The following is a 12,956-nucleotide window of genomic DNA, read 5'->3' as shown; positions in this document are numbered from 1 at the left end:
TCAGTGGGTTTTCATAAGCCTGTTCTGTACATCCACTGCCTCTTCGTGGATGGTTTTAAAAATCTTCTGCACAAACTCGGGCGAAAGCCTGGCTTCTTCTGCTCGGCGGGCAGCGTACTCAGAAACTATTTTCCAGCGCTCTGGCTGGAACACTGCCAGATTTTGCTCCTGCTTTATCACGCCTATATTTTTCACCATATCAAACCTTTGAGACAAAAGGTTGATAAGCTGCAAATCCAGATCGGAGATCATCGCGCGGTACTGATCCAGCCTTTCCGGGGCACCGACGCAAGCCGAGTTTCTCAGCTGCAGGTTGGCCAGGATCTCCGCCAAAGCATGGGGAGTTATCTGCTGCGCTGCGTCGCTCCAAGCCTTCTCTGGCTGAAAATGCGTCTCGATCATCGCACCCTGATAGCCCAGGTTCATTGCCGATTGTGTGATTTCCGCAATACCCTCCCGGTTTCCGCAAATGTGCGAAGGATCTATTAAAAGCGGGATGTTTGGGAATTCATTTTTGAAATCCAGCGCAATCTGCCAGTTGGGATTGTTCCTGTATTTTACCTTTTGGTAGGTAGAAAATCCGCGGTGGATGGCCCCGAGCTTCGTGATCCCCCTACCCGATAGGCGTTCGAAAGCGCCAATCCACAACGCTAGATCGGGATTCACAGGATTTTTTACAAGGATGATTTTTCCCGTATCTGCCAGAGCGTCAGCGATTTCCTGCACTGTGAAGGGATTCGCCGCCGAGCGTGCGCCTATCCATAAGAAATCAATATCCGCAGCAAGTGCAGCCTCCGCATGCCGGGCGGTAGCCACCTCCGTTGCCGTGCGGAAACCGAATTCTTCCTTAGCCTTTTTTAGCCATTCCAATCCTATGGCGCCCACTCCCTCAAAACCGTTGGGCTTGGTACGCGGCTTCCAGATCCCTGCGCGGAACACCGGCACTGCGGCTCCGCTCTGCCGGATTCCGGCTGCTGTTTGCAGCACTTGCTCCTCGTACTCGGCGCTGCAGGGCCCTGCGATAATGAGCGGCTGGGGAAAATCAGCAATCCAGCTGTTATGGATTTGATGTAAATTCATTCCGGCAAAAATAATCAACTCAAATCAAACTGCATCAGCTCGTGCAAATCCTTCAGCAGGGGGTTGATTTCTGCAAATTTTTCAAATTTTTTTCTCGTAGTCACTACCTCTTTGCGCAGCGCGGCTTCCATCCGGAATTCCGTTTTTATTTTCTGATTGTTTACTTTAGTTTTGAAATGATTAAAAAATCTATTTTGAACTTTCTCGAATTCCGACCTTGCCGCTTCCGAGGGGTAGAGGACTTCTATCGTTTCCTCGTCCTTTTTGCTGAGTCTGAAATTCTGTATCGCGCTGAAAATCACCACATCTTCAGTCTTTAATTCGGAAAGAAATACCGCCCACTCATTTTGCAAGTCAGTGTCTGAAAAATGCTGTGCCGGCAATTCCTGCGAAGCACTCTCAATCTCTTGTTTCATTGCTGGTGCTTCCGAGAGCGCATCTTCTATACTGAATTTTTTTGAAGATGGCAATACTCCGGTTGGCTTTTCAGTAGTGATTTGCCGGGAAATCCGTTCCGGAATTTCCGCCGTTTCTTGCTTGGCAGGCTTTGATAAGAGAGCGCTAGGCTCTGAAGATTTAGATATAAATTCACTGCTCTCAGCGTGGGGTGCTAAAATCAGGAACTTTTTTTTTTAAGATTTTGCGAAGATTGTAGGCTCGCCAACTGCATCAGCGCAATTTCCACGGTAAGCCTCGGGTTTTTGGAATTTTTGTAATTAATATCGGCGTGATTGCAAATTTCAATCGCATCAATCAATTGCTGCGCCGACCAGTTTTTGCTTTGCTCGCCGTATTTCAGCTTGGTTTGCTCGCCAACTTCTATCAAACCTAAAGTCTGCGGATTTTGCGCCATCATCAAATCACGGAAATGATTGCCCAAGCCTGCGATGAAAATCTGCGGGTCAAAGCCTTTTTGCACAATCTCATTGAACGCTGATAAAATTCCCGGAATATCCTCTGCTTTCGCCAAATCAGCGATTTTCAGATATTGGTCGTAATCCAGGATGTTGAGAACTTCCGCCGCTTTTTCCAGCGTGATGTTTTTCTGCGTGAAGGTGGCCAGCCGGTCAAAAATTGACAGGGCGTCACGCAAGGCACCATCCGCTTTTTGCGCCACCAAGTACAGCGCATCGTCCTCATAATTTACGCCTTCTTTTTCTGCGATTTTTCTCAGGTGGTGCTGAATATGCTCAATCGTAATCCGCTTAAAATCAAAGATTTGGCAGCGCGAAAGAATCGTCGGGATAATCTTGTGTTTTTCCGTGGTTGCCAAAATGAAAATGGCGTGAGACGGCGGCTCCTCCAGCGTTTTCAGAAAGGCATTAAATGCCGACTGAGAAAGCATATGCACCTCATCGATGATATAGACTTTGTACTTGCCAACTTGCGGCGCGAAACGCACCTGGTCCACAAGTTCGCGAATATCATCCACGGAATTGTTGCTCGCAGCATCCAGCTCATAGATGTTGTAAGCGAAGCCATCTTCCGAAGTAGAGCCGTCCTTCTCGTTAATTTTTCTTGCGAGAATCCTTGCACAAGTGGTTTTGCCGACACCTCTCGGTCCGCAGAAAAGCATCGCCTGCGCCAGCTGATTGCTTTCGATGGCGTGCTCTAAAGTATCGGTAATGTGCGACTGACCAACCACAGTATCAAATTCCTGTGGACGATACTTCCTCGCCGAAACCACGAAATTTTCCATTCTTCAAAATTAAATAAAATTCCTATAACGAAGAAAAAGAAAGGGCAGCCCGAAGACTGCCGTTAAGATTTTAGCAAAAAAATGGCTATCCGAGAGCTTCGTAGTCCTTCTGCGAAGCGCGGATTACATCATACGCGTGCTCCCTACCATAGATGGAATCGATGCGGCACTGCAGCTCCTCCCCAGGCATATTTTTGTAGGTAAGGAAATAGTGCTTCAGCCTTATCACCATACCAGGCGGCAGATCTTCGATATCCGTTACATCTCCAAATGCCTGATCACCAGCCATCACCGCGATTATTTTATCATCAGCTTCCCCTCCGTCTATCATTTTAAACCCGCCTATCGGCTTCGCCTCGAGCATTATATTGCCGTGGTTTACATTATGAGAGCTCAGCACGAGGATATCCAGCGGATCCAGGTCGCCTTCTGTAACATCCTCGCTTCCATTTTCCTGAGCCACCCGGAGTACTTCATCCGCACAATAAGTTCTTGGGATAAAGCCGTAAAGCGCTGGGATGATGTTTGAAAATTTCTGGGGTCTGTCCACCTTCAGGTGCCCGGTTTCTTTATCAATTTCATACTTAATCGTATCAGACGGTACGATTTCCACAAAGACATTTACTACCTCCGGCGCCTTCTCCCCCGTGGAAATACCGTGCCACGGGTGCGCTCTAAATTCTGGTTTCATTTATAAATTATTTGATTGTTTTGCAAAATACAAAGCCTCTCGTTTCAGGCTGTCCATCGTTTCTCCCACGAAATCACCCCCGGTGGCATAGTTCATAAGAAATATGGTTTTAAAATCATCGAGTGTCGCATTCTCCCCCAGGCCTTCGTAGGTTTTATGGCTCAAATTTATGATTTCATTTTTCACAAGGGTAATCTCCTTCCACAATTTTTTTGACAAATACAGCTGCTGCGGTGCATTGTAGCTGAATTCTTCATTAATGCTTTTCTCCGAAAGGTAGATAAATTCGTGCGGCTTGAGATCTGCACTGAAATTCTGGACAAGATTTGAAGGCCGGAGCCTGTCCAGAAATATCGTCATTTTCTCATAGGCCACGGCGCGGCTCTGCGAAGAAACACCGGCGCCGAGCAACCTGAGTTCCTGCTCCTTCAGACGGACAAAATCTTTAAGAAATTGCCTGAAATATACCAGGAATGGCGCGGCTATTATCAGCGCGGCTGCGTATGGTAGAAGATCCTCTAAGTTCATTTCGTGGCACAAAAGTAAGAAAATGGATGGAGAATTTTAGAAAAACAAATATGGCCGGCTGAGGACAGGATAATTTTTTGGCGAAGCGCCGAAACTTCCGTAAAACCGGGCAATACCGGGGATCATCGAACCCTCGAAATCCAGCAGTAAATCCTGTTGGGCATTTTCCTGAATGTAGCGACTTATGAGGAATGCCGCTGCGCCGCGGTAAGCATCGAAGGTACTTTTTACCGACATTAGAAGAATGCGCCGCCTGCCGGAAACCAGGAAAAGAACCGAGGCAATTTCTTTACCATCGGAGATCAATCCACGGAAGTCGTAAAGCCCGCGGTTTTTAATTTCCTCCAGAAGCCTGAAGAATACCGGGCTGCGATAATAGGGCAAATCAGGATATTCCTGCTGCACGGCATTTACAAAATCTTGGACGACGAAGTCTGTACTGACTTGCGTTTTTAACCTCCCGATGCGGTTGATGTCGCGCTTTCTGTTTTTGTTAAAATTTATCCGCAGAGCTTCATAGCTCTCGTTTAGGCTTAATACAAAATTTTTCCGGGTGATAAACTTGCCATTACCAGCCGTATTTTCTTCATTGAAAGCATACGAACGCAGAGGCAGATGCTTTATTTTTTTGTAAAAATCATTAACCGAACCCGAGTTTTTCCCGATACCGAATACCCCCAGCTGCTGGCAGAACAATGGCTGTACGATGATCTTTACACCCAACTTCCTCGCATACGGCAGCGGCATAATTCTGCTGTAGCCCTCATCCGCAAGGCAGTCCCAGCAGCCGCCCGTCACGGCATCCAGATACCAGGGCTCCGCATAAATACGGTAATTGTCTGAAGAATTCAAACTCCTTCGGTAAGCATCAAAATCTATATCGCTGTGCCGCAGATACCTTATCATAACGCTCCTTCTTCTGCGAAGCTGTAAAAGCCGCCCTGCCCTATTATCAGGTGATCCAGCAGCTGGATCTGCAGCGTGCTTCCCGCCGCCTTTATCTGCCTTGTGATCTCTACATCCTGCGTACTGGGCGCCAGCACGCCCGTGGGGTGGTTGTGTGCCACTATTATCCCCGTGGCATAGTGCTCCAGCGCCATCCTAAAAAGCACGCGCACATCCACCACAGAAGCTACGATGCCCCCCCGCGTAAGGCAGTCAAGGTGCAGTACGCGGTTTCTTTGGTTAAGAAAAACTGCCCAGAACTCTTCCCTTTGCAAATCTGCCAGGTGTGGCTTGAAGATTTCATAAGCCATCCTGCTCCCTGTGATTACCGGTTTATCCGGGATTTCCTGCGATGCCCGGCGGCGGCCAATTTCCAATGCGGTAAGGATTTCTATGGCTTTTACTTCGCCGATGCCTTTGAATTTGGTTAAATCCTTCACAGACATTTTGGAGAGTTCGTGCCAGCTGCCGTCCACAGTTTTCAGGATTCTCCGCGCCAGCTCTACGGCAGATGCTTCGCGGTGCCCAATTTTCAGGATGATGGCGAGCAGCTCCGCATCGGAGAGCGCAGCCCTCCCCTTCATCAGGAATTTCTCGCGCGGCCTGTCGTCCTCAGCTAATTGTTTTATAAGCATTTCGACATCAGATTATCAGCCCATCCTTCATCACCAGTTTCCTGTCGGTGATTTCTGCGAGCTTCGGGTTGTGGGTCACGATCACGAAAGTCTGCTGATACTTATCCCTCAAATCAAAAAAAAGCTGGTGGAGGTCATCGGCATTTTTAGAATCCAGGTTGCCCGTAGGCTCATCGGCATAGATGATTTTGGGGGAATTGATCAGCGCACGCGCCACTGCCGCACGCTGAGCCTCTCCGCCGGACATTTGTGTAGGCTTGTGGTGCAGCCTGTGAGCGATGTTGAGATCTTCGAAGAGGTGAATAGCCTTATCGATCACCTGCTTCTCCGGCACTCCCGCTATTTTAGAAGGTAGCAGCACATTTTCGAGGGCGGTGAACTCCGGCAGAAGCTGGTGGAACTGAAAAACGAATCCAATATTCCGGTTCCGGAAGGCAGAAAGTTCCGCATCCTTCATCCCGAGAAAAGGCATTCCCGCGAGGGTGATTTCCGTGCCGTACTTCGCAGGATCAGAGGGCAGATCTAGCGTACCAAGAATTTGTAGCAGCGTGGATTTCCCGGCGCCCGATTCGCCAACGATGGAGACCACCTCCGCCTCTCGGATGTGGATGTCCACACCCTTCAGTACCTCCACATCGCCATAGCTTTTATGAATATTTTTCGCTCGGATCATAGCTGCGAAAATACGGGGAATTTTCGAAACTGCTAATGAAAAAAAACCGCAGATAATCTGCGGCATTTTAAGTTACATAAAAATTTTACACTTCAAGCTTGGAGACCTTAAACCAGCATAGTCATTGGATTTTCCAGATAAGTTTTCAGTGTTTGCAGGAATTCCGCTCCCGTAGCTCCATCCACCACCCGGTGGTCGCACGCCATGGAAACAGTCATCATATTACCAACTTTTACTTTTCCTTCTTTTACGATAGGCTTTTCTACAATGGCACCTACAGAGAGAATCGCGGAATTCGGCTGGTTAATAATGGATGTGAAAAACTCGATACCGTACATCCCGAGGTTTGATACACTGAATGTTGAGCCCTCCATCTCGTTGGCTTTCAGGCCTTTTTCCTTGGCACGCTTCGCCATATCTTTCACGCCTGCCGAGATTTGTGTAAAGCTCATATAGTCGGTGTTCTTCAGCACCGGCACCACCAGGCCGTCGGGTATTGCTACCGCCACGCCCACATGAATGTTGCCGTGGTGAACAATTTTATCACCCGCCCAGGAAGAATTCACCTGAGGATGCTTGCGCAGCGCCAGGGCAGTAGCCTTAATTACCATATCGTTGTAAGAAACCTTGGTATCCGGCAGAGCGTTGATTTCCTCACGCAGCGACTTCGCCTTATCCATATTAATTTCAACCACGAGGTAGTAGTGCGGCGCAGTAAATTTGCTTTCAGAAAGGCGTTTTGCGATTACATTCCGTACCTGAGAGTTTGGAGTTTCCGTATCATCCGCCTGCGCGATTCCTTTAAATGTTGGTGTTGCAGGTTTAGCCGCTTTCTGTTCAGGTTTAGATGCTGCAGCCTGAGCCTGTTGCTGAGACGGTTCGTAATTCTCAATATCTTTCTTTACAATTCTTCCATTTTCTCCGCTGCCTTTCAGCTCTTGGAGGTCGATGCCCTTATCTTCGGCCATTTTCCTTGCGAGAGGGGAAACCGCAATTCTATCGTTAGATGTTGGAGAATCTTTCTCAGTGGAAGCCGGCTCCTCTTCTTTCTCCTCAGATTTTTCCTCAGGCTGATTTTTAGCCTCAGTTTTTGCTGCAGGTTTTCCGCCGGAAAGCAGCGCAGAAACATCCGTACCTTCCGGACCGATAATCGCCAGAATGTTATCCACCGCGGTTTGCTCACCCTCTGCCACGCCCTGATGTAGCAGCACGCCATCAAACTCCGATTCAAAATCCTGAACGGCTTTATCGGTCTCGATTTCCGCGAGCAAATCGCCCTCCTTCACTTTATCTCCCACATTTTTATGCCACTTTGCCACCTTCCCTTCAGTCATCGTGTCAGAAAGCCTCGGCATATTGATAACCTCCACATTATCAGGCATTTCCCCTGTCTGTGCTTCATCGGATTCTACTGGTTCGGAATTTTCCACCGGCGTATCAGCACCGGTTTTAAAATCCTCCCGCACGCCCTCATTTTTTAGGTCAATGCTTTTCTCCGGCTCCGGGGCTGCACCTTCATCCAGATTTTCTTCCGTATTGCCGCCCGGGTTTGCACCGGAATTTCCATCGAGAATCCCGGAGATATCCTCGCCCTGCTCGCCTATCACGGCAAGGATGGCATCCACAGGCGCAGAACCGCCCTCCTGCACGCCCTGGTGAAGTAGCACACCATCGAATTCTGATTCGAAATCCTGCACAGCCTTATCGGTTTCTATCTCGGCAATCAGGTCGCCTTCGCTCACTTTATCTCCGACATTTTTATGCCATTTGGCAACTTTTCCGTCCGTCATCGTGTCGGAAAGTCGGGGCATTGTAATAATTTCAGCCATTATAATTGGTTCAAAGGTTTAAAAATTTTTAAGATTGAGGTTGAGGTTAAGGTTGAGATTAAAGTTCAAATTTTAAGATTTAAAGTTCAATGCTCTTGAATCTTATGTCTTAAATCTTGCATCTAGGTTCTCAATTCCTACCCATTCTCATATTTATCCAAAAACGGATAGTCTTCTTGGGCGTACACATAATCGTAGATTTTCTCTTTGTCTGGAAAAGGCGAATTTTCCATAAAATCCACGCACTCCTCCACCTGCTCTTTCGACTTGCTGTCCATGGCTTCCAGCTCTTCCTCGGTTGCCCAGCCGTTTTCCAAGATGCGGTGCTTCACCAGTAGAATCGGGTCGTGCTGCTTGTTCAGCTCCACTTCCTCCTTCGTTCTGTACGGCTCCGCGTCAGACATTGAGTGCCCTCTGTAGCGGTAAGTTCTCGCCTCGATGAAAGTCGGGCCGTCGCCTCGTCTTGCCCGCTCAATCGCTTCGTAGGCAACCTCCGCCACTTTCTCCGGATCCATCGCATCCACAGGCATACAAGGCATTTCGTAGCCAAGGCCCAGTTTGTAAACATCCTCGTGGTTTGCGGTGCGCTTCACGGAAGTTCCCATCGCATACTGATTATTTTCTACCACGAAAACCACCGGAAGTTTCCAGTTCATCGCCATATTGAAAGTCTCGTGCAATGAGCCTTGCCTTGCAGCGCCATCACCAAAGAAGGTAATGTTCACCGCGCCTCTGTCGAAATATTTATCGGCAAAGGCAATCCCTGCACCCAGCGGAATCTGCCCGCCCACAATTCCGTGGCCGCCGAAGAAACGGTGCTCCCGCGAGAAAATGTGCATAGAGCCACCCATACCACCGGAAGTTCCCGTAGCCTTTCCGCAAAGCTCCGCCATTATTCTGCGCGGATCTACGCCCATCGCCATCGGATGGATGTGGCAGCGGTACGCCGTTATCATACTATCTTTGGACATATCCATAGCGTGCACGAAGCCTGCTGGTATGGCTTCCTGCCCATTATAGAGGTGTAGAAAGCCGCGGATTTTCTGTTTCAGATAAAGCGAGCGGCATTTGTCCTCAAACCTGCGCCACATCGTCATTTGCTGATACCAGTCCATATAGACTTCCTTGGAAAATTCTTTCATCTCTTAGCTATTTACTGAGCAAATTTAGCAAAATATTTGCGAGTTCAAGGCCTGCGTAATTCGAAAAGACACAGTATTTTTTATGATTTTTTTCCTATTTTTGTTTAAATAGATTTGATGCATCAAAGTTTACTCCACAGGTTGGCGGGCATTATCTCCAATGTTTTCAATCCGCTCCTTGCCGTTCTGCTTTTTTATATTTACCACACCGTAAAATATTACCCGGGCCAAGAAGCCCAGCGATTGCTGCCCGTGCTGCTGATCGTGTTGCTGCCCTGCGTATTCTGGATTTTGTGGAATGTGCGCCGCGGAAGGTATTCTAATATGGATGTGTCCAACCGCAGGCAGCGCGTGAGCCTTTATTTTTTCACGGAAGCCATGCTGCTGGTTTACCAGCTTTATTTAAATTTTTCCGGGCAAAGTCCGGATATACAATTCTTTTTTTTAATGATCCTCCTTGTGGCGATGCACATCAGCAATTATTTCATAAAAAGCTCGATGCATACGGCGTTTAATATTTTTGTGGCAGCAATGTTTTTTGCAGAATTCTGGCAGGCAGGCTTAGCCTGGCTTATGATTTCCTTGTTCGTTGCCGTATCTCGGGTCATCCTGAAAAGGCATACGCCTGCAGAGGTTTTCTCCGGCGCGGCAATCGGGCTGGCGGTATCCGCTATGTATCTTTTTGTAAATATAAATGCCAATTACTAAAGGATGGAGAAGCTTACCCCTGCCGAAGAACATCTGATGCTGCTATTCTGGGAACTAGGCGAATTCTACCTGAAGGATGCGATGGCGGCACTGCCCGAGCCCAAACTCCACCAGAATACCGTCTCCACCTACCTGAAAATCCTAACGAAAAAAGGCTTCCTTCACGCTGAAAAGGAAGGCAGACTGATGAGATACACCACGGCAAAACCACGCGAAATTTACGCAAACGAGCTGCTGGATCATCTGATAAAAAATTATTTTGGAGGAGATTTCGACCTGATCCAGATGAGCTACAGCCAGCACCAAAGGCCGCTGGCAAAAACGGAAAACAGCGCCGTATCAAATTTTCTGGAGGAACTTACCTCCGGAAAAAAATCCAAAACCAAGAAGAAAAAGAAATCGAAGAAGTAAGTTGGGGTACTTTAAAAAATTTTCTTAGCAGATAATGCCACAAAGTTTTATTTTTGCAAACAAATAACGGTTTTTTTATGATAAAAATCACTCTTCCGGACGGCAGCACCCGTGAATTTGAAGCGGGCATTTCTGCGCTGGATGTCGCAAAATCAATCAGCGAAGGTCTTGCGCGGAACACGATTTCTGCAATCGTAAATGGCAAACAGGTGGAAACCGCAACGCCGATTACGGAAGATGCCACGGTGCAGCTGCTGACCTGGAATGATGATCTGGGCAAGAAGGCGTTCTGGCATTCGTCGGCACACCTTCTGGCGCAAGCCATTTTGGAATTTTATCCTGATGCAAAATTGACCATCGGCCCGGCAATTGAGAATGGTTTTTATTACGATGTGGATTTTGGCGACGAATCGCTCAGCGAGAAAGATTTCGAGAAAATCGAAAAGAAGATGCTGGAAAACGCCAAGAAGGATTCGCATTTCAGACTTTACCCTGTTTCCAAAGCCGATGCGCTGAAGGAATATGAGGGCAACCCCTTCAAAACCGAGCTCATCGAAAACCTGAACGACGGCGATATCACCTTCTGCACCCACGATAATTTTACGGATCTTTGCCGTGGCGGCCACATTCCTTCCACTGGCATCGTGAAAGCCGTGAAAATCCTTAATGCTGCGGGCGCATATTGGCGTGGCGACGAGAAAAATCCACAGCTGACAAGGGTTTACGGCATCTCCTTCCCAAAGCAAAAAGACCTCGCCGAATATATTGAAAAGCTGGAAGAGGCAAAACGCCGGGATCACCGAAAACTTGGCAAAGAACTTGGCATTTTTACCTTTTCAGAAAAAGTTGGGCAGGGTCTTCCGCTTTGGTTGCCGAAAGGTGCGGCACTTCGCAAAAAATTGGAAAATTTCCTTTCGGAAGCGCAAAAGAAAGCGGGCTATGAATTCGTGATGACGCCGCATATTGGGAACATCGAGCTTTACAAAACTTCTGGCCATTACGAAAAATATGGTGCCGACAGTTTTCAGCCGATCAAAACGCCGAACGAAGGCGAAGAATATTTCCTGAAGCCGATGAACTGCCCGCATCACTGCGAAATTTACAAGGTTGGGCAATGGTCTTACCGCGATTTGCCGAAGCGCTTCGCGGAATTTGGCACCGTTTACCGCTACGAGCAGAGCGGCGAACTGCACGGCTTGACGAGGGTGCGCTGCTTTACGCAGGATGATGCCCACCTTTTCTGCACACCGGATCAGCTTTTGTCGGAGTTTGAAGGCGTGATTGATTTGGTGTTGTATGTGTTCCGCAATCTTGGTTTTGAAGATTTCGTGACGCAGGTTTCGCTTCGTGATCCGAAAAACAGCGAGAAGTACATTGGCACAGATGAAAATTGGGAAAAGGCTGAAAATGCGATTATTACGGCTGCGAAAAACAAAGGCCTGAAAACCGTGGTGGAATACGGTGAGGCTGCATTCTATGGGCCGAAGCTTGATTTTATGGTAAAGGATGCCCTGGGCAGAAAGTGGCAACTCGGCACAATACAGGTGGATTACAATTTGCCTGAAAGATTTGACCTGAGCTACATCGGAAGCGACGGCGAAAAGCACAGGCCTGTGATGATTCACCGGGCACCGTTCGGTTCGATGGAAAGGTTCATCGCCATCCTTCTAGAAAACACCGCCGGTGATTTTCCGCTGTGGCTGGCACCGGACCAATACATCCTGCTGCCGATTTCCGAAAAATATGTGGACTATGCGAAAAAAGTTTCACAATTGTTGGAAAATCACGATATTAGCGGCCTGATTGACGAGCGCAACGAAAAGACCGGCAAGAAGATTCGCGATGCTGAACTGGCGAAATATCCGTTTATGCTGATTGTGGGTGAAAATGAAGAAAGCAGCGGCACAGTTTCCGTGAGAAGGCGTGGTGAAGGCGATTTGGGAACGATGCCACTGGACGATTTTATAGCATATTTTAAAAATGCCGCAGAATTCAATGCGGAATTTGGGAGCTGAGAAATTTAAAATTTTAATACAATAGCACAGAGATTTAACAAAGGACGCGGACCAATGCGCCGCCCTGTACAGGAAGATCTGCATCAGATCAACGAGAAAATCAAGGCGAAGGAAGTTCGCCTGGTTGGCGACAATGTGGAAAACGGCGTTTATCCATTGGCGAAAGCACAAGAAATTGCCAGATCACAGGAACTTGACCTGGTGGTGATTTCCGATAAGCAGGAACCGTACATTGCGCGCATTCTGGATTACAAGAAATTCCTTTACGAGCAGAAGAAAAAGCAGAAGGAGCTGAAAGCCAAGCAGGTAAAGGTGGTGGTGAAGGAAATTCGTTTCGGGCCGCAAACTGACGAGCACGATTACGAATTCAAAAAGAAGCACGCCGAGAAATTCCTTGAAGAAGGTTCAAAACTGAAGACTTATGTATTCTTCAAGGGGCGCTCCATCGTATTCAAAGATCAGGGCGAAATACTTCTGCTGAAGCTGGCTCAAGATTTAGAGCATGTGGGCAAAGTGGATCAGCTGCCAAAGCTGGAAGGCAAGCGGATGATTATGATGATGAGCCCGAAGAAACCAGCGAAGTAATCTTCACGAATAAAA

The 12,956-nt window shown here is 47.8% G+C and carries 14 protein-coding genes; 4 read left to right on the top strand and 10 right to left on the bottom strand.

Going from position 1 to position 12,956, the window contains the following annotated elements; translation table 11 throughout:
• From IMZ16_RS00830 to pdhA, 10 genes are all read right to left on the bottom strand, one after another.
• Complete coding sequence (locus IMZ16_RS00830; RefSeq protein ID WP_193440100.1) at positions 1-1,080, bottom strand: chorismate mutase; 1,080 nt, start codon at positions 1,078-1,080, stop codon at positions 1-3.
• A 14-nt stretch (positions 1,081-1,094) separates the two neighbouring features.
• On the bottom strand, positions 1,095-1,496 hold the full coding sequence (locus tag IMZ16_RS00825) for a hypothetical protein (RefSeq protein WP_227411529.1): 402 nt from the start codon (positions 1,494-1,496) through the stop codon (positions 1,095-1,097).
• 200 nt (positions 1,497-1,696) lie between these two features.
• The gene (dnaX, locus tag IMZ16_RS00820) at positions 1,697-2,779 is read right to left on the bottom strand and encodes a DNA polymerase III subunit gamma/tau (RefSeq protein ID WP_193440099.1); all 1,083 of its coding nucleotides are present in this window, start codon (positions 2,777-2,779) and stop codon (positions 1,697-1,699) included.
• Positions 2,780-2,864: 85 nt separating this feature from the next.
• Positions 2,865-3,470, bottom strand: a complete 606-nt coding sequence (locus tag IMZ16_RS00815; RefSeq protein WP_073178333.1) for an inorganic pyrophosphatase — start codon at positions 3,468-3,470, stop codon at positions 2,865-2,867.
• Positions 3,471-3,998, bottom strand: coding sequence for a DUF7935 family protein (locus tag IMZ16_RS00810; protein ID WP_193440098.1), 528 nt, complete (start codon positions 3,996-3,998; stop codon positions 3,471-3,473).
• Between the two features lie 36 nt (positions 3,999-4,034).
• On the bottom strand, positions 4,035-4,904 hold the full coding sequence (locus IMZ16_RS00805) for a hypothetical protein (RefSeq protein ID WP_193440097.1): 870 nt from the start codon (positions 4,902-4,904) through the stop codon (positions 4,035-4,037).
• Entirely contained in the window at positions 4,901-5,578 is a 678-nt protein-coding gene (gene radC, locus IMZ16_RS00800) for a RadC family protein (RefSeq protein ID WP_193440096.1), read from the bottom strand. Before radC ends, IMZ16_RS00805 begins: the two co-directional genes overlap by 4 nt.
• A gap of 7 nt (positions 5,579-5,585) precedes the next feature.
• Complete coding sequence (locus tag IMZ16_RS00795; RefSeq protein WP_193440095.1) at positions 5,586-6,251, bottom strand: ABC transporter ATP-binding protein; 666 nt, start codon at positions 6,249-6,251, stop codon at positions 5,586-5,588.
• 107 nt (positions 6,252-6,358) lie between these two features.
• Positions 6,359-8,080 (bottom strand): 2-oxo acid dehydrogenase subunit E2, encoded by a 1,722-nt coding sequence (locus IMZ16_RS00790; RefSeq protein ID WP_193440094.1) that lies wholly within the window; start codon positions 8,078-8,080, stop codon positions 6,359-6,361.
• A 137-nt stretch (positions 8,081-8,217) separates the two neighbouring features.
• The gene (pdhA, locus tag IMZ16_RS00785) at positions 8,218-9,222 is read right to left on the bottom strand and encodes a pyruvate dehydrogenase (acetyl-transferring) E1 component subunit alpha (RefSeq protein WP_073178342.1); all 1,005 of its coding nucleotides are present in this window, start codon (positions 9,220-9,222) and stop codon (positions 8,218-8,220) included.
• A gap of 117 nt (positions 9,223-9,339) precedes the next feature.
• On the opposite strand from pdhA, the gene IMZ16_RS00780 reads away from it, so the two are divergent.
• From IMZ16_RS00780 to infC, 4 genes are all read left to right on the top strand, one after another.
• Positions 9,340-9,930 carry a phosphatase PAP2 family protein gene (locus tag IMZ16_RS00780; protein ID WP_073178343.1) on the top strand — a complete coding sequence of 197 codons (591 nt, stop codon included), beginning with the start codon at positions 9,340-9,342 and terminating at the stop codon, positions 9,928-9,930.
• Positions 9,931-9,933: 3 nt separating this feature from the next.
• Complete coding sequence (locus IMZ16_RS00775; protein WP_193440093.1) at positions 9,934-10,341, top strand: BlaI/MecI/CopY family transcriptional regulator; 408 nt, start codon at positions 9,934-9,936, stop codon at positions 10,339-10,341.
• 77 nt (positions 10,342-10,418) lie between these two features.
• Entirely contained in the window at positions 10,419-12,356 is a 1,938-nt protein-coding gene (thrS, locus tag IMZ16_RS00770) for a threonine--tRNA ligase (RefSeq protein ID WP_193440092.1), read from the top strand.
• A gap of 54 nt (positions 12,357-12,410) precedes the next feature.
• Positions 12,411-12,941, top strand: a complete 531-nt coding sequence (infC, locus tag IMZ16_RS00765; protein WP_193440091.1) for a translation initiation factor IF-3 — start codon at positions 12,411-12,413, stop codon at positions 12,939-12,941.
• Positions 12,942-12,956 lie beyond the last annotated feature (15 nt).

It is taken from the genome of Cruoricaptor ignavus, from assembly GCF_014961145.1.
In the GTDB taxonomy this organism is placed as follows: domain Bacteria; phylum Bacteroidota; class Bacteroidia; order Flavobacteriales; family Weeksellaceae; genus Cruoricaptor; species Cruoricaptor ignavus.
This window is presented reverse-complemented; position numbering and strand designations above follow the sequence as displayed.

Excerpts from the sequence above, each read along its gene's own strand:
- thrS (WP_193440092.1), top strand. The coding sequence starts at position 10,419 with ATGATAAAAATCACTCTTCCGGACGGCAGCACCCGTGAATTTGAAGCG.
- IMZ16_RS00825 (WP_227411529.1), bottom strand. The coding sequence starts at position 1,496 with ATGAAACAAGAGATTGAGAGTGCTTCGCAGGAATTGCCGGCACAGCAT.
- pdhA (WP_073178342.1), bottom strand. The coding sequence starts at position 9,222 with ATGAAAGAATTTTCCAAGGAAGTCTATATGGACTGGTATCAGCAAATG.
- IMZ16_RS00795 (WP_193440095.1), bottom strand. The coding sequence starts at position 6,251 with ATGATCCGAGCGAAAAATATTCATAAAAGCTATGGCGATGTGGAGGTA.
- dnaX (WP_193440099.1), bottom strand. The coding sequence starts at position 2,779 with ATGGAAAATTTCGTGGTTTCGGCGAGGAAGTATCGTCCACAGGAATTT.
- IMZ16_RS00805 (WP_193440097.1), bottom strand. The coding sequence starts at position 4,904 with ATGATAAGGTATCTGCGGCACAGCGATATAGATTTTGATGCTTACCGA.
- IMZ16_RS00810 (WP_193440098.1), bottom strand. The coding sequence starts at position 3,998 with ATGAACTTAGAGGATCTTCTACCATACGCAGCCGCGCTGATAATAGCC.
- IMZ16_RS00815 (WP_073178333.1), bottom strand. The coding sequence starts at position 3,470 with ATGAAACCAGAATTTAGAGCGCACCCGTGGCACGGTATTTCCACGGGG.
- IMZ16_RS00775 (WP_193440093.1), top strand. The coding sequence starts at position 9,934 with ATGGAGAAGCTTACCCCTGCCGAAGAACATCTGATGCTGCTATTCTGG.
- IMZ16_RS00780 (WP_073178343.1), top strand. The coding sequence starts at position 9,340 with ATGCATCAAAGTTTACTCCACAGGTTGGCGGGCATTATCTCCAATGTT.
- IMZ16_RS00830 (WP_193440100.1), bottom strand. The coding sequence starts at position 1,080 with ATGAATTTACATCAAATCCATAACAGCTGGATTGCTGATTTTCCCCAG.
- radC (WP_193440096.1), bottom strand. The coding sequence starts at position 5,578 with ATGCTTATAAAACAATTAGCTGAGGACGACAGGCCGCGCGAGAAATTC.
- infC (WP_193440091.1), top strand. The coding sequence starts at position 12,411 with ATGCGCCGCCCTGTACAGGAAGATCTGCATCAGATCAACGAGAAAATC.
- IMZ16_RS00790 (WP_193440094.1), bottom strand. The coding sequence starts at position 8,080 with ATGGCTGAAATTATTACAATGCCCCGACTTTCCGACACGATGACGGAC.